The following is a 14,403-nucleotide window of genomic DNA, read 5'->3' on the forward strand; positions in this document are numbered from 1 at the left end:
GGAGCGGGCCCTCGTACGTCGTTAAGGTGAACCCCATGAGCGAACCCCCCCGCTTCGACCGCGGCCATACCGACGACCTCATGTCCTTCCTCGCGGCGTCCCCCACGCCGTACCACGCCGTGGCGAACACCGCCGAGCGGCTGGAGAAGGCCGGCTTCAGGCAGGTCGCCGAGACGGACGCCTGGGAGGGGACGACCGGCGGCAAATACGTGCTGCGCGGTGGCGCGATCGTGGCCTGGTTCGTCCCCGAAGGTGCGGCACCCCACACCCCCTTCCGCATCGTCGGCGCCCACACCGACTCGCCGAACCTGCGGGTCAAACCGCGCCCCGACACCGGCGGACACGGCTTCCGCCAGGTCGCCGTCGAGATCTACGGCGGACCACTGCTCAACTCCTGGCTCGACCGCGACCTGGGCCTGGCCGGCCGGCTGAGCCTGCGGGACGGCTCGACCCGCCTGGTGAACGTCGACCGGCCACTGCTCAGAGTGCCCCAACTCGCCATCCACCTCGACCGCTCGGTGTCCGCCGAGGGACTCAAGCTCGACAAACAGCGCCACCTCCAGCCGATCTGGGGCCTGGGCGACGACATCCACGACGGCGACCTGATCGCCTTCCTGGAGCAGGAGTCGGGGCTCGCGCCGGGCGAGGTCACCGGCTGGGACCTGATGACCCACTCGGTCGAGGCGCCCGCCTACCTGGGCCGCGACCAGGACCTGGTCGCCGGACCGCGCATGGACAACCTGCTGTCCCTGCACGCCGGAGCCACCGCGCTCGCCTCCGCCGCCGCCCGCCAGAACCTGCCGTACCTCCCGGTGCTGGCCGGCTTCGACCACGAGGAGAACGGCTCGCAGTCCGACACCGGCGCCGACGGACCGCTGCTCGGCGGGGTGCTGGAGCGTTCGGTGTTCGCGCGCGGCGGATCGTACGAGGACCGGGCACGGGCCTTCGCGGGCACCGTCTGCCTCTCCTCCGACACCGGGCACGCGGTGCACCCCAACTACGCCGAGCGGCACGACCCGACGCATCACCCGCGCGTCAACGGCGGCCCGATCCTCAAGGTCAACGTCAACAACCGCTACGCCACGGACGGTTCGGGCCGCGCGGTGTTCGCCGCGGCCTGCGAGAAGGCCGGTGTGCCGTTCCAGACCTTCGTCTCCAACAACTCCATGCCCTGCGGCACGACGATCGGCCCGATCACCGCGGCCCGGCACGGCATCAAGACCGTCGACATCGGCGTGGCGATCCTCTCCATGCACAGCGCCCGCGAACTCTGCGGCGACCGCGACCCGTTCCTGCTGGCCAACGCGCTGGTGGCGTTCCTGGAGGGCTGACGACTCCCGTGCGGCGCATGGGTGCCGCCTCCCCGGGTACCCGGTGGCCGACCGGGCCGACCGGACCGGACACGACAGGGAGGCGACACTCATGGGCCTGGGAGGCTGCATCATCCTCATCGCCGTCGGCGCGATCCTCGCGTTCGCGACCGACTGGCACATGCAGGGCGTCGATCTCACCCTCGTCGGCGTGATCCTGATGGCCGTCGGACTGATCGGGGTCGTGACGTTCAGCAGCATCGCGCGCCGCCGCCGGGTGCTGCTGCCCGGCTCGACGACCATGGTGGAAGAAGACCGCGACCGCGGCGGATACGGGGCGTAACCCGCACACGGACCCAATCGCCCGCACAGGACATCCACAGACAACCGTGAGCAATCCGTGACGCCGGGCGCATTGTGCGGTTGTGTGAACCTCGTGAAGACTTTGCGCAGTTGAGAGCCCGGGGAGAGGCAGTCCCCGGCCCGCCGCGCGATCGTCACAGGGAGCCACTGCCGTGCCCGAACCACGGCTGGTGGTCCTCATACCGGCCCACAACGAAGCGGACCGCGTCGGCGCCGCGATCGAGGGCTTGTGGCGGCAAACCCGTAAACCCGACCTGATCGTCGTCGTCACCGACAACTGCACCGACGACACCGCCGGGGTCGCCGCCTCGCACGGCGCGGACGTCTTCGCCACCCGGGGCAACACCCACAAGAAGGCCGGCGCCCTCAACCAGGCCATCGACTGGATCCTGCCCCACCTCGACGAGCGCGACCTCCTCCTCGTCCAGGACGCCGACACCGTCCTCAACCCCTGGTTCAGCGAGACCGCCATCGCCACCTTCAACCGCAAGGTCGGGGCCGTCGGCGGAGTCTTCTACGGCGAGAAGGGCGGCGGACTCCTCGGTCTGCTCCAGCGCATGGAGTTCCAGCGCTTCGCCTGGGAGCTGGACCGCACCGGCGGCAAGGCCCAGGTGCTCACCGGCACCGGCACCATGTTCCGCGCCCGCGTGCTGCGCGAGGTCCAGGACGCCCGGCACTCGGGGCTCATCGGCGGCGGCGACGGCTACTACAGCCTCGCCTCGCTCACCGAGGACGACGAGATGACCAAGGCGGTCAAGACCCTCGGCTACCGCGCGATGTCCCCCGCGGGCTGCGCGGTCACCACCGAGGTCATGACCAGCCTCCCCAAGCTCTGGCACCAGCGCCTGCGCTGGCAGCGCGGCGCCCTGGAGAACCTCCGCGACTACGGCTGGACCAAGGTCACCGCCCGCTACTTCCTCCAGCAGTTGCTGATGGGCTTCGGCGCGCTGTCGTTCCTGGTCTATCTGACCTTCATGGCCACGTACACGACGGTGTACGGCTGGCCCGGCCTCTCGCCGTTCTGGACCGCGATCGGCCTGATCTTCGTGGTCGAGAAGACCGTCTCCGTCCGCCGCGCGGGACCCCTCGCGGTCCTGGTCGCCGCGCTGATGATCCCGGAGATGCTCTACGACCTCTTCCAGCACGCCGTCTACTTCACCTCGCTGTGGGGACTGGTCCGCCGCAGCGAGGAGAAGTGGGTGGCCACCTAGCCCACCCCTCACACCACCCCTCACATCACTTCGGGTCCGCAAGGAGAAACGTTTATGTACGGAAGAGTTGTCGGCGCCGGGACGACCGGCGCCGGTGGGGCCACGCTGGCCGCGACCGGCCTGTGGCTGAACAGCATGGCGATGATGGTGGCGGCGACCACGCTGGTGGCGGCGGGCATGGCGCTGTACAAGCTGGCCCCGCGGGCGCGTCGGCGGTAAGGCCGGGCACGTCGGCGGTAAGGCCGGGCGCGCCGGCGCCGACGCCCTTGCTCTGATGGTCCCCCGTTTCAGGCGTCCCGGTCGTCCATCCCGGCCAGGACGAGGGGGAGACGGTCCGCCCCGCCCTCGGTGAGGCGGACCGGGACACCCCAGTCCTGCTGGTGGACATGGCAGGCGGGGTAGGGGTTGGCCGGGTCGTCGTCGCAGGAGGCGGCCATCGCGGAGACGTGCAGCACGCCTTCGGCGACAGCCGGGTCGAGGGCGAGGGTGCGGTTCAGGTCCGAACCCTCGCCCGCCCCCGAGACCAGCAGTCCGGGCGGGGTCGCGGAGACCAGCAGCCGGGTCGAGGGGCCGTACCGCGTGTCGAGCTTCTGGCCCGCCGGAGCCTGGAAGACGACGTCCAACTCCAGCACGCCGGGGGCGACTTCGGTCGCCGCACGCCGGGTGCGGTGGGCGACGGACTCGACCCGCACCGCCTCCTCCGGCAGCCGCAGCCGGGTGAGCCGGTGCCGGGCCGACTCGACGACCAGGATCTCGTCGCCGACCAGGACGGCGTCGCTCGGCTCCCTCAAGTCCGTGGCCAGCGTGGTGACTTCGCCGGTCGCGGGGTCGTAGCGGCGCAGCGCGTGGTTGTACGTGTCGCTGATCGCGACCGAGCCGTCCGGGAGCGCGGTGACGCCCAACGGGTGCTGGAGCAGGGCCTGTTCGGCGGCTCCGTCGCGATGGCCGAAGTCGAAGAGCCCGGAGCCGACGGCGGTGTGGACGGCGCCCTCGACATCCACCCAGCGCAGCGCGGACGTCTCGGAGTCGGCCAGCCACAGCCGGTCGGCGGTCGCGGCGAGTCCCGAGGGCTGCGCGAACCAGGCCTCGGGTCCGGGCCCGTCGAAGAGCCCTTCGTTGGTGGTGCCGGCGGTGACGGCGACCGTGCCGGTGGCGGGGTCGTAGGCCCAGAGCTGGTGGACGCCGGCCATGGCGATCCACACCTTGCCCCGCCACTCGGCCACGTCCCACGGGGACGAGAGGCTGACCTCACGGGCGGGGCCCGAGGTGGGCTCGCCCTGCATCCACTGCCGGCCGGTGCCCGTGAGCGTGGTCACGGCGCCGGTGGCGAGGTCGAGGCGGCGCAGCGCGTGGTTCACGGTGTCGGCCACCACGACCGAGCCGTCGCCGAGGAGGGCGAGGCCCTGCGGTTCGTTGAAGGCGACGGAGTCCGCCGTGCCGTCGCGCAACCCGCGCGTCCCGGACCCGATCCGCCGTACGACGCTCTCCCCGTCCGCCGCCAGCTCGACCAGCTGGTGCCGGGTGGTGTCGCTGACCAGGAAGGTCCCGCCGGGCAGCGCGACGGCCTTGCCGGGGAAGCGCAGCACGGTCGGCTCGGGCTCCGGAGGCACGTACGGGCCGTCGCCGCGCCGGAGCGTCCCCTTCGCCGCGTGCTCGGTCTCCAGCTCCGCCACCAGCCGCTCGATGGCGTGCGCGTGGCCCTCGCCCGCGTGCTGCGCGACGACGTACCCTTCCGGGTCGATCACCACGAGCGTCGGCCACGCGCGGACCGCGTACTGCTTCCAGGTGGCCAGCTCCGGGTCGTCGAGCACCGGATGCTCGACGCCGTACCGCTCGACCGCGTCGACGACGGCCCGGTGCTCGGCCTCGTGCACGAACTTCGGCGAGTGCACGCCGATGATCACGACGGTGTCCCGGTGCTTCTCCTCCAACTCCCGCAGCTCGTCGAGGACATGCAGGCAGTTGATGCAGCAGAAGGTCCAGAAGTCCAGGATGACGATGCGCCCGCGCAGGTCGGCGAGGGTGTACTGCTTGCCGCCCGTGTTCAGCCAGCCGCCCCTGCCGGTGAGCTGGGGGGCGCGGACACGGGCGCGTCGGGGGGTCGGGGTCGCGGATGCGTCGGTCATGGATCAAGACTGCCACCCGCCACTGACAGTCACGACAGCGCGTGCCCGGTCGTCGCGTCCACATGGTCCGGTACGGCGCCGTGCCGGTCGCCGACCGTGGACGTGCCGGTCGGTTCGAGGAGCAGGATCTCGGTCGGGACGGGGGCGTAGGGCTTGTGTTCCGTGCCGCGCGGGACGGTGAAGACCGAGCCCTTGGGGAGGACGACCGTGTGTTCGCCCGAACCCTCCGGCTCACGGAGCGCTATGTGCAGTTCGCCCTCCAGGACCAGGAAGAACTCGTCGGTGTGGTCGTGGGTGTGCCAGAGGTGCTCGCCCTCGACCTTCGCGACACGTACGTCGTAGTCGTTGACGGTGGTGACGATGCGGGGGCTCCAGCGGTCGGTGAAGGAGGCGAGGGCGGCGGAGAGCGCGACGGGTTCCATGGAGGCAGCCTGCGGGGTGCGGTGCCCGCCCCGCGAGTGCTAGGAATCGCATATGCCGCAAGGATCCTCTCACCGCCGGGAACGTCCGCACCGCGTCGCCGTCATCGTCGACGAGGGCACCAATCCCTTCGAAGTGGGCGTCGCCACCGAGCTGTTCGGGCTGCCCCGGCCCGAGCTGGGGCTCTCCGGGCCGCTGTACGAGGTCCTGGTGTGCACGCCCGCGCCCGAGGTGCGGATGAACCACGGGTTCTTCGTCGTGAGCGGCACGCACGGGCTCGACGCCGTGGACGCGGCGGACACCCTCGTCGTGCCGGGGCGGCCCGACAACGTCGTACCGCGCGGGGCCGCCGTCCTGGACGCGATCCGGCGCGCGCACGCGCGTGGCGCCCGCGTCATGAGCCTGTGCACCGGCACCTTCGCGCTCGCCGAGGCCGGGCTGCTGGACGGGCGGCGGGCCACCACCCACTGGATGTGGGCCGACGCCTTCCGCGCCCTGCACCCGCGCGTACGGCTCGAACCGGACGTCCTCTTCGTGGACGACGGCGACCTCCTCACCGCCTCCGGGAGCGCCGCCGCGCTCGATCTCGGGCTGCACGTCGTCCGGCGGGACCACGGCGCCGAGATCGCCAACGCGGTGTCCAGGAGGCTCGTCTTCGCGGCCCACCGGGACGGCGGGCAACGGCAGTTCGTGGAGCGGCCGGTGCCGGAGGTGCCGGACGAGTCGCTGGGGCCGCTGCTCGCGTGGGCGCAGGAACGGCTGGGAGAGCCGTTGACGGTGGCCGCGCTGGCCGCCCGGGCGGCCGTCTCCCCCGCGACCCTGCACCGGCGGTTCAGGGCGCAGCTGGGGACGACTCCGCTGGCCTGGCTGACCGGGGAACGGGTGGCGCTGGCGTGCCGGTTGATCGAGCGCGGGGAGGAGCGGCTCGACGTGGTGGCCGCGCGGAGTGGGCTCGGCAGCGGGGCGAACCTGCGGGCGCGGCTGCGGCGGGAGACCGGATTGAGCCCGTCGGCCTACCGGCGGCGTTTCGGACCGGCTGCCGGGGAAGCCGTAGAGGCATGAGATTCCTCGTACGCGATCGGATCCTCGGCTTCGGTGAGGATTACTGGATCGAGGACCAGCACGGCAACAAGGTGTTCCTGGTCGACGGCAAGGCCATGCGGATCAGGGACACCTTCGAGTTGAAGGACACGCACGGGCGCGTGCTCATCGACATCCACAAGAAGATGCTCGCCCTGCGCGACACGATGGTCATCGAGCGGGACGGCGAGCCCCTCGCGACCATCAGACGCAAGCGGTTCTCGCTGCTGCGCAACCACTATCGGGTGTCCCTGGTGGACGGCACCGAACTCGACGTCAGCGGCAAGATCCTGGACCGCGAGTTCGGCGTCGACTACGACGGCGAGCTGCTCGCGCAGATCTCCCGGCGCTGGCTGCACATCCGGGAGACGTACGGCGTCGACATCGTCCGGGAGGACGCGGACGCGGCCCTGCTGATCGCGGTGGCGGTGTGCGTGATCCACCTGGCGGAGAAGGAGCGGGAGGACTGAGGCCTGTCCGGCGGATCATGCGGCAGACGCGGGGTGCGGCACGCCCACCTGCCGCGTCGTCGTCACGCGCCGACTCCCCCGGCCCCGGCTCCGCTCGACCGGGGGACCCCATCGCGTCGACTCTCTCCTCTCCCTGCTCCTGATCCGCCGGACAGGCCCTGACGCGCTTCCTTGCCGGCCTGCTTGCGGGCGCGGGTGCGGCGGCGTTCCCTCAGGTGACGGGCGGAGCTCGTGCAGACGACGGACAGTGCGGCGAGAAGCGCGCTGTCCGTCCAGCGGGGAGGGGTGTCGTTCAGCAGCCTGCCCAGGAGCCGGACGGACACCGTCATGGGCACCCATGCGATGAACAGCCCCGTGAGCGCGGCCCGGACGCCGGCGGGTGGCGCGGGGTCGCGCGGCGCGATGTCGTAGCCGGTGGGGTCGTGGTGGGTCCGGCGGCGGCGTTCGGAGCGGAGGAACGCCCAGGACAGCAGCCACGTGCCCGTGGCGGTGAGGGTGGTCCGTAGGAGTCGGTCCCAGGTCGGGTCGGTGGGGAGCGAGAGGGGCAGGCCGACCGCGGCTGCGGCGAGGAGGGCCGCGGCCGTCGCGCAGACCGTCGCGTTCCTGGTGGCGAACGCCAGCGGACGGGGCGGTCCCGCCGCCCCGTCGAAGGCTCGGTCGGCGGTGCGGAAGGCGCGCCCAAGTGCGGTGCGGGCGCGCTCTGTTCCGCCGGTCAGCCTGCCCGTCGCGGACGTTCCAGGCCCAGCAGGCGGTCCTTCAGGGCCGGGAACTGTTCGCGGGTCGCGGACACCTTCGCCGGGTCGAACTCCACCGTGAGGACCTCCTCGCCGGCGCCCGCCTCCGCGAGGACCTCGCCCCAGGGGTCGACCACGATCGAGTGACCGGCCTGGGGAACTCCGGCGTGCGTACCGGCCGTTCCGCATGCGAGGACGAACGACTGGTTCTCCACGGCGCGGGCCTGCGCCAGGAGGGTCCAGTGGGAGCGGCGGCGCTCGGGCCAGCCCGCGGAGAGGACGAGGGTCTCGGCGCCGGCGTCGACGAGGCCGCGGAAGAGTTCGGGGAAACGGAGGTCGTAGCAGGTGGCAAGACCGATGGTCGTCCGGGGCAGCCGGACGGTCACCAACTCGCTGCCCGCGCCCATCAGTACGGCCTCGCCCTTGTCGAAGCCGAAGCGGTGGATCTTGCGGTAGGCGGCGGCCAGTTCACCGGAGGGGGAGAAGAGGAGGGACGTGTTGTAGAGGCGGCCCTCGTCCGTGGCGGAGCCGCTGTCGGACGGTGCCCGTTCGGGGATCGAGCCCGCGTGCAGCCAGACGCCCGCGTCGCTCGCCGCCTTGGCCATCGCCTCGTAGGTCGGCCCCTCCAGGGGCTCGGCCTCGCTGTCGAACAACTCGTAGGCGAACGCGCCCGTGGTCCACAGCTCCGGCAGCACGACCAGATCGGCTCCCGCCTGTTCGCGGACGAGAGCACCCATCCGAGCCCGACGAGATTCGACCGATTCGCCCTCTTCTACGGCGATCTGGATGAGAGAGGCGCGCACACTACCACCGTCCTGGCATTCGAGCCGTTCACACGGGCCTACGATCGTCACACGAAAGCACTGCCGGGGTGCCTCACAGCAGCGTAACTTAGCGTTTCAAGACACCCGCCGACAGCCACCTCCCGCTGGCAACGCCGCCCGCCACCCGACCTGTACCGACCGCCGAGGGGTCCCGTTCCGTGAGTCTGCATCCCACTCTCCAGCCCTACGCCGACGCCTGGACCCACTCCATCGAAGCGATATCCGAGCTGGTGACCCCGCTCGTGGAGGGAGAGTGGAACCGGCGAACGCCGTGCCCGGGCTGGTCGGTGCGCGACGTGGTCTCGCACGTCATCGGGCTGGACAACGAGATGCTCGGCGACCCGCGGCCCATCCACACCCTCCCGCGCGACCTCTACCACGTCACCAACGAGCACCAGCGGTACATGGAGATGCAGGTCGACGTCCGCCGTCACCACACGGCGCCGGAGATGACGTCGGAGCTGGAGTACACGATCATCCGGCGCAACCGGCAGCTGCGGAACGAGTCGCGGGAGCCCGGCCGCAAGGTGCGCGGCCATGTCAGCACCGAGGTCACGCTCGAAGAGTCCATGCGGAACCACGCGTTCAACGTGTGGGTGCACGAGCAGGATCTGCGCACCGCCCTCGGCCGCCCCGGGAACCTCGACTCGCCCGGCGCGCACATCGCCCGTGACGTGCTCCTCGCCGCGCTCCCGAAGGTGGTCGCCGACGACTCGGGCGCCCCGCGCAGCTCGGCGGTCGTCTTCGACGTGCACGGCCCGATCGAGTTCCTCCGGACGATCCGCGTCGACATCCAGGGCCGCGGCACCCTGGAGACGGCCCCCGCGCTCGGCCCCGCCGCGACCCTGATCCTCGACTGGGAGACGTACGTCCGGCTGGCCTGCGGGCGGGTCCCCCTCGAATCGGTGGCGGACCGGGTGAAGGCGGACGGCGATCCGGAGCTGGCGGCGTCGATCCTGCGCAACTTCGCGGTCACGCAGTAGCGCGACCGGGCGTTCTCCGGGGCCGGTCCGGTGGGCGGGCGGCCGTCACGCGGGCACGTGCACCGTCTCCACCCGGCTGGCCACCAGCCGTTCGCGCTCGCGGCGGGCCGCCCTGCGCCGCAGCCGCAGGATCTGGCTGACGCCGACCGCCTGGAGCACGAAGACCACCGAGAACGCGACGGAGTAGTTGTCGCCGGTCGCGTCGAGCAGCACACCGATCGCGAACAGCGTCGTCATCGAGGCCATGAAACCACCCATGTTGGTGATTCCGGAGGCCGTGCCCTGACGCTCCGGCGGGTTGGCCGGACGGGCGAAGTCGAAGCCGAGCATCGAGGCGGGACCGCAGGAGCCGAGCACCGCGCACAGCACGATCAGCAGCCACATCGGCGCGTGGTCGCCGGGGTGGACCAGGACGGCCGCCCAGACGATCGCCGTGGCGCCGACCGTGCCCAGCGCCAGCGGCAGCCGGGCCGCGTGATGCCGGGCGACGATCTGGCCGTAGACCAGCCCCACCACCATGTTGGACAGCACGACGAGGGTGAGGAGTTCGCCGGCGGTGGCGCGGGACAGGCCCTGGTCCTGGACCAGGAACGGCAGGCCCCACAGCAGCAGGAACACCATCGCCGGGAACTGGGTGGTGAAGTGCACCCACAGCCCGAGCCGGGTGCCCGGTTCGCGCCAGGAGGCGGCGATCTGCCGCCGGACGTAGGCCGCGCCCCGGTGCGGGAACGGCTCCGGCTCGTGCCCCTCCGGATGGTCCTTCAGGAACAGCAACAGCAGTACGAGGACTACGACTCCGGCGAGCGCGCTGCCCGCGAAGGCTGCCGTCCAGCCGATGCCGTGCAGCAGGCGGGCGATCACCAGGGTGGAGACCAGGTTTCCGGCCATTCCCGCGAGGCCGGCGAGCTGGGCGACCAGCGGTCCGCGCCGGGCCGGGAACCAGCGGGTGCCGAGCCGCAGCACGCTGATGAACGTCATCGCGTCGCCGCAGCCGAGCAGGGCGCGGGAGGCGAGGGCGGTGCCGTAGGAGGGGGAGAAGGCGAAGCCGAGCTGGCCGGCGGTGAACAGCACCACCCCGATGGTCAGCACCTTCTTGGTGCCGAGGCTGTCGACGAGCAGGCCCACGGGTATCTGCATGCCCGCGTAGACCAGGAGTTGGAGGATCGAGAAGGTGGAGAGCGCCGAGGCGTTGACGTGGAAGCGCTCGGCGGCGTCGAGGCCGGCCACGCCCAGGGACGTACGGAAGATGACGGCGACGAAGTAGACGGAGACGCCGATGCCCCACACGGCCATGGCGCGACGGCCGCCGGGCGGATCACCGGGCAGCGAGAGCCCGGACCCAGAACCGGAGCTGGAGCCGGAACCTGAACTGGAACTGGAACTGGAACTGCTGCTCATCGGACCTCGCCCCGGGCCAGGTGGGAGAACCAGTCGACGTGCTGATGGACGATCTCGGCGGCGGCATCGGCGTCACCGGTGCGCAGCGCGTCGAGGATCGCCTCGTGCTCGGTGAGCGTCTTGGCGATGCGGTCGGGGTGGGAGTGCATGATGGCGACGCCCATCCGCAGCTGGCGGTCGCGGAGTTGGTCGTAGAGCCGGGAGAGGATCTCGTTGCCGCCGCTGCGGACGATCTCGGCGTGGAAGCAGCGGTCGGTGACGGCGGCGCCGGCCAGGTCCCCGGCGGCGGCCTGTTCCTTCTGCCGCGCGAGGAGTTCTTCGAGCCGGGCGATGAGGGTCGGTGACGCGGGCACGACCTTGCGGACCGCGTGCTGCTCGACCAGCATCCGGGTCTCCACCACGTCCGCGATCTCCTGCGAGGAGACGGGCAGGACGAGGGCGCCCTTCTTCGGGTAGAGCCGGATCAGCCCCTCGACCTCCAGGCGCAGCAGCGCCTCGCGCACGGGCGTCCGTGACACTCCGACGGCTTCGGCCAACTCGCCCTCGGTGAGCAGGGTTCCGCCTTCGTAGAGCCGGTCCAGGACGCCCTGCTTGACGTGGGTGTAGACGCGGTCGGCGGCGGGGGGTTGCTTGACGGCGGGGGGTGAGGCGAGGGACGGAGCGGGGGACGGGGACGGCATGAGGACAGCATAGATACAACACGTACACATGAGGACGGGCGTCCAGGATGCGGACGGGACCGAGCCGGGAACCGAGGGGAGCCGGGGGCGCGTCTAGGAGGATGCGTTTCCGCGCGCGGAACGCGGCCGGAACCCGGCGCATGTCACACATTCGGGGAACCCGGCTCAGCAACCGCACAACCTTCTGTGCTACTTACGTGTCACACACGTGCGGCCCTTCTCTTTCCCCCCTCCAACTGGGCCGCTCCTCAGGGGCATTCAACGTATTCGGGGTACCTCAGTTGATTACTGCCATTACCGGCATCAAGGGCAGCCGCGTCCGCAGAGCCGCCGCGGTCACCGTGACCGCGGGCGCCGTGCTCGCGACCGGCGCCCTGACCGCGGCACCCGCGCAGGCCGTCACGAAGCCGACCATCGTCGCTGCGGGCGGTTTCGTCATGAACAACGCCACCGGCAAGTCGCTCTACACGAAGGCCGCCGACACCAAGCGGTCCACGGGCTCCACCACGAAGATCATGACCGCGAAGGTCGTGCTGTCGCAGGCGAACCTCAACCTCGACGCCAAGGTCACCATCCAGAAGGCGTACAGCGACTACATCGTCGCCAACACCGCGTCCTCCGCCCACCTGATCGTCGGCGACAAGGTGACCGTCCGCCAGCTCCTCTACGGCCTGATGCTGCCGTCGGGCTGCGACGCGGCGTACGCCCTGGCCGACAAGTTCGGTACGGGTTCGACCCGCGCCGCGCGCGTGAAGTCGTTCATCGCGAAGATGAACTCCACGGCGAAGTCGCTCGGTCTGACGAACACGAAGTTCGACTCGTTCGACGGCATCGGCAACGGCAGCAACTACTCGACGCCGCGCGACCTGACGAAGCTCGCCAGCAACGTGATGAAGAACGCGACGTTCAAGACGGTCGTCAAGACCAAGTCGTACACCGCAAAGACGATCACGAAGACCGGCAGCACCCGCACGATGGCTGCCTGGACCAACACGAACACCCTGCTGAGCAGCTACAGCGGCACGATCGGCGTGAAGACCGGCTCCGGCCCCGAGGCCAAGTACTGCCTCGTCTTCGCCGCCACCCGCAACGGCAAGACGGTCATCGGCACGGTCCTCGCGTCGTCCTCCGTCACCCAGCGCGCGACGGACGCGACGAAGCTCCTGAACTACGGCTTCGCGACGATCGGCTGACGCCGAGTCACTTCCCGGGGGCCTGCCGCACGCCAGCGGCGGGCCCTCAGTGCGTTCGGCGAGTTCAGTGCGTTCACTTCGTTCACTGCTTTATGAACGCGGCCCAGGTGGCGGGGGCGACCTGGAGTATCGGTCCGTCGGGGGCCTTGGAGTCGCGGACGGCCACCGTGCCGGACACGTTGCGGGCGACTTCGACGCATTCCTGACCGGCGTTACCGCCGCTGTAGCTGGACTTGACGAACTCGAACGCGGGCACGCCGGCTACGTCTCCTTCAGGATCGCGTCGATCAGTCTGACCGAGTTCTGCCCCGCGAGGCCCAACCGCGTGATCCGGTCGAAGAGCCCGTTGTGGTGGTCGGCATCAGTATCGCTCTCCAGCCAGACCGTCGACGAGGTGGTATCCACGTGGACCACGTCCAGTGCGCCCGGCTCGGCGAACGACACGATGGTGAAGGCGCTCGTCATCCCCGGATGCGCACCGGCCAGGTAGGGCAGCACCTGGAGCTTCACGTTCGGTCGGCGTGCCATGTCCAGCAGATGCCCCAGCTGGGCCCGCATGACCTCACGCCCGCCCACGAGTTGGCGCAGCGCCGCCTCGTGCACGACCGCCCACAGTTCCAGCGGGGCGTCTCCGTGCAGCCGAGCCTGTCGCGCCATCCTGGACTCGACAAACGGCTCGATCTCGTCCGGGTCCTCCCAGTGGCCGTTGCCGACCGCGAGCGCTCGCGCGTAGTCCGGTGTCTGCAACAGCCCCGGGACAACGGCCAGTTGCCACGTACGGATGTTGGTGGCGATGTCCTCCAGCGCCACGTACTCGACCATCGCCTCCAACTGCGGGTACTGGTTCCACCAGCCGTGCGCCTTGCGCCGCTCACGGTCCGCCTTCGCGAGGGCAAGCAGCTTGCCGATCACAACCTCGTCGCGCTCCCCGTACAGATGACACAGCGCCCTGACGTCGGGGTCGCGCATCGGCACCTGCCCGCGCTCGATCTTGGCCGCCTTCGTGACGGACGCCGTCAGTGCCTCAGCGGCGTGCAACTGGCAGATCGCACGCCTCGCGCATCCGTAGCAGTTCCCCACCGAGTCGGCGCCCCAGCACGGTCGTGATCGTCTTCCCTCAGTTGGGGTCCCTGCCTGCCATATCGCGTTCTCTCCCGCTGATCCGCCCCAGTACGACGCCATCACCTACACCCCGTACCCGAGCAACATCCCCCGCGCCCGCAGACGCGTCGCTCACCTCACGGCCACCTGGGGACACCCCCACCACGCGGGCGACGCGGCCCTGCTGGCAAGCGAGTTGTGCACGAACGCCTTGCTGCACGGATGTCTGAGGGACCGTCTGTTCCGCGTCGAGACGTCCCTGACCGGCAGCGCCCTGCGCGTGGCGGTGACGGACCCGAGGGGAGAGCGACTCCCGTGGCCCCGAACCTCCACCCCCGACGACCAGTTCGGCCGCGGCCTGCTCATCGTCCGTACGCTGGCCGCCCGTTGGGCCGTGGAGAGGCTCACGGTCGGCAAGACCGTATGGGCGGAGCTGGACATCGCCGCGAACCGGAGCACAGCCGCAACAGCGAGTGCCCCATGACGCCGACGCAACGAGTGCGGGACGGC

General features: G+C 70.7%; 16 protein-coding genes. 9 read left to right on the forward strand and 7 right to left on the reverse strand.

Annotation, left to right across the window (positions count from 1 at the left end):
* Window positions 1–35 precede the first annotated feature (35 nt).
* The 4 genes from ACIQPR_RS11570 (at window position 36) to ACIQPR_RS11585 (ending at window position 3,103) form a co-directional block, all read left to right on the forward strand.
* Window positions 36–1,331 carry a M18 family aminopeptidase gene (locus ACIQPR_RS11570; protein WP_403645577.1) on the forward strand — a complete coding sequence of 432 codons (1,296 nt, stop codon included), beginning with the start codon at window positions 36–38 and terminating at the stop codon, window positions 1,329–1,331.
* Window positions 1,332–1,422: 91 nt separating this feature from the next.
* A complete protein-coding gene (locus ACIQPR_RS11575; RefSeq protein WP_403645580.1) occupies window positions 1,423–1,653 on the forward strand; it encodes a DUF6458 family protein in 231 nt (76 codons plus the stop codon).
* Between the two features lie 172 nt (window positions 1,654–1,825).
* A complete protein-coding gene (locus ACIQPR_RS11580; RefSeq protein ID WP_403645583.1) occupies window positions 1,826–2,884 on the forward strand; it encodes a glycosyltransferase in 1,059 nt (352 codons plus the stop codon).
* Window positions 2,885–2,938: 54 nt separating this feature from the next.
* Window positions 2,939–3,103, forward strand: a complete 165-nt coding sequence (locus ACIQPR_RS11585; RefSeq protein ID WP_019055237.1) for a hypothetical protein — start codon at window positions 2,939–2,941, stop codon at window positions 3,101–3,103.
* 68 nt (window positions 3,104–3,171) lie between these two features.
* Here ACIQPR_RS11585 and ACIQPR_RS11590 read toward each other — a convergent pair whose 3' ends face one another.
* Both ACIQPR_RS11590 and ACIQPR_RS11595 read right to left on the reverse strand, forming a co-directional pair.
* The gene (locus ACIQPR_RS11590; RefSeq protein WP_403645586.1) at window positions 3,172–5,010 is read right to left on the reverse strand and encodes an NHL domain-containing thioredoxin family protein; all 1,839 of its coding nucleotides are present in this window, start codon (window positions 5,008–5,010) and stop codon (window positions 3,172–3,174) included.
* Between the two features lie 29 nt (window positions 5,011–5,039).
* Window positions 5,040–5,432 (reverse strand): cupin domain-containing protein, encoded by a 393-nt coding sequence (locus ACIQPR_RS11595; RefSeq protein WP_403645589.1) that lies wholly within the window; start codon window positions 5,430–5,432, stop codon window positions 5,040–5,042.
* A 52-nt stretch (window positions 5,433–5,484) separates the two neighbouring features.
* Between ACIQPR_RS11595 and ACIQPR_RS11600 the strand changes: the two genes are divergently transcribed.
* Together ACIQPR_RS11600 and ACIQPR_RS11605 are read left to right on the forward strand one after the other, a co-directional pair.
* A complete protein-coding gene (locus tag ACIQPR_RS11600) occupies window positions 5,485–6,492 on the forward strand; it encodes a helix-turn-helix domain-containing protein (RefSeq protein ID WP_403645592.1) in 1,008 nt (335 codons plus the stop codon).
* Complete coding sequence (locus ACIQPR_RS11605) at window positions 6,489–6,980, forward strand: LURP-one-related/scramblase family protein (RefSeq protein WP_200712920.1); 492 nt, start codon at window positions 6,489–6,491, stop codon at window positions 6,978–6,980. The genes ACIQPR_RS11600 and ACIQPR_RS11605 overlap by 4 nt, the downstream gene beginning before the upstream one ends.
* Window positions 6,981–7,692: 712 nt before the next feature.
* Here ACIQPR_RS11605 and ACIQPR_RS11610 read toward each other — a convergent pair.
* A complete protein-coding gene (locus ACIQPR_RS11610) occupies window positions 7,693–8,517 on the reverse strand; it encodes a carbon-nitrogen family hydrolase (protein WP_403645595.1) in 825 nt (274 codons plus the stop codon).
* 179 nt (window positions 8,518–8,696) lie between these two features.
* On the opposite strand from ACIQPR_RS11610, the gene ACIQPR_RS11615 reads away from it, so the two are divergent.
* A complete protein-coding gene (locus tag ACIQPR_RS11615) occupies window positions 8,697–9,521 on the forward strand; it encodes a maleylpyruvate isomerase family mycothiol-dependent enzyme (RefSeq protein ID WP_403645598.1) in 825 nt (274 codons plus the stop codon).
* A gap of 45 nt (window positions 9,522–9,566) precedes the next feature.
* Here ACIQPR_RS11615 and ACIQPR_RS11620 read toward each other — a convergent pair whose 3' ends face one another.
* Both ACIQPR_RS11620 and ACIQPR_RS11625 read right to left on the reverse strand, forming a co-directional pair.
* On the reverse strand, window positions 9,567–10,814 hold the full coding sequence (locus tag ACIQPR_RS11620; RefSeq protein WP_403646457.1) for a nitrate/nitrite transporter: 1,248 nt from the start codon (window positions 10,812–10,814) through the stop codon (window positions 9,567–9,569).
* 101 nt (window positions 10,815–10,915) lie between these two features.
* A complete protein-coding gene (locus tag ACIQPR_RS11625; protein WP_403645601.1) occupies window positions 10,916–11,599 on the reverse strand; it encodes a GntR family transcriptional regulator in 684 nt (227 codons plus the stop codon).
* Between the two features lie 281 nt (window positions 11,600–11,880).
* On the opposite strand from ACIQPR_RS11625, the gene ACIQPR_RS11630 reads away from it, so the two are divergent.
* On the forward strand, window positions 11,881–12,792 hold the full coding sequence (locus ACIQPR_RS11630) for a D-alanyl-D-alanine carboxypeptidase family protein (protein WP_403645604.1): 912 nt from the start codon (window positions 11,881–11,883) through the stop codon (window positions 12,790–12,792).
* A gap of 82 nt (window positions 12,793–12,874) precedes the next feature.
* Here ACIQPR_RS11630 and ACIQPR_RS11635 read toward each other — a convergent pair whose 3' ends face one another.
* Together ACIQPR_RS11635 and ACIQPR_RS11640 are read right to left on the reverse strand one after the other, a co-directional pair.
* Window positions 12,875–13,048 carry a DUF397 domain-containing protein gene (locus ACIQPR_RS11635; RefSeq protein ID WP_403645607.1) on the reverse strand — a complete coding sequence of 58 codons (174 nt, stop codon included), beginning with the start codon at window positions 13,046–13,048 and terminating at the stop codon, window positions 12,875–12,877.
* Between the two features lie 5 nt (window positions 13,049–13,053).
* Window positions 13,054–13,830: a DUF5753 domain-containing protein gene (locus ACIQPR_RS11640; protein ID WP_403645610.1), complete on the reverse strand. Its 777-nt coding sequence runs from the start codon at window positions 13,828–13,830 to the stop codon at window positions 13,054–13,056.
* Between the two features lie 169 nt (window positions 13,831–13,999).
* On the opposite strand from ACIQPR_RS11640, the gene ACIQPR_RS11645 reads away from it, so the two are divergent.
* Window positions 14,000–14,377: an ATP-binding protein gene (locus ACIQPR_RS11645; RefSeq protein WP_403646460.1), complete on the forward strand. Its 378-nt coding sequence runs from the start codon at window positions 14,000–14,002 to the stop codon at window positions 14,375–14,377.
* The last annotated feature ends 26 nt before the right edge of the window (window positions 14,378–14,403 follow it).

The organism is Streptomyces sp. NPDC091280, assembly GCF_044768565.1.
In the GTDB taxonomy this organism is placed as follows: Bacteria; Actinomycetota; Actinomycetes; order Streptomycetales; family Streptomycetaceae; genus Streptomyces.

Excerpts from the sequence above, each read along its gene's own strand:
- ACIQPR_RS11570 (WP_403645577.1), top strand. The coding sequence starts at position 36 with ATGAGCGAACCCCCCCGCTTCGACCGCGGCCATACCGACGACCTCATG.
- ACIQPR_RS11575 (WP_403645580.1), top strand. The coding sequence starts at position 1,423 with ATGGGCCTGGGAGGCTGCATCATCCTCATCGCCGTCGGCGCGATCCTC.
- ACIQPR_RS11585 (WP_019055237.1), top strand. The coding sequence starts at position 2,939 with ATGTACGGAAGAGTTGTCGGCGCCGGGACGACCGGCGCCGGTGGGGCC.
- ACIQPR_RS11590 (WP_403645586.1), bottom strand. The coding sequence starts at position 5,010 with ATGACCGACGCATCCGCGACCCCGACCCCCCGACGCGCCCGTGTCCGC.
- ACIQPR_RS11595 (WP_403645589.1), bottom strand. The coding sequence starts at position 5,432 with ATGGAACCCGTCGCGCTCTCCGCCGCCCTCGCCTCCTTCACCGACCGC.
- ACIQPR_RS11600 (WP_403645592.1), top strand. The coding sequence starts at position 5,485 with ATGCCGCAAGGATCCTCTCACCGCCGGGAACGTCCGCACCGCGTCGCC.
- ACIQPR_RS11605 (WP_200712920.1), top strand. The coding sequence starts at position 6,489 with ATGAGATTCCTCGTACGCGATCGGATCCTCGGCTTCGGTGAGGATTAC.
- ACIQPR_RS11620 (WP_403646457.1), bottom strand. The coding sequence starts at position 10,814 with ATGGCCGTGTGGGGCATCGGCGTCTCCGTCTACTTCGTCGCCGTCATC.
- ACIQPR_RS11625 (WP_403645601.1), bottom strand. The coding sequence starts at position 11,599 with ATGCCGTCCCCGTCCCCCGCTCCGTCCCTCGCCTCACCCCCCGCCGTC.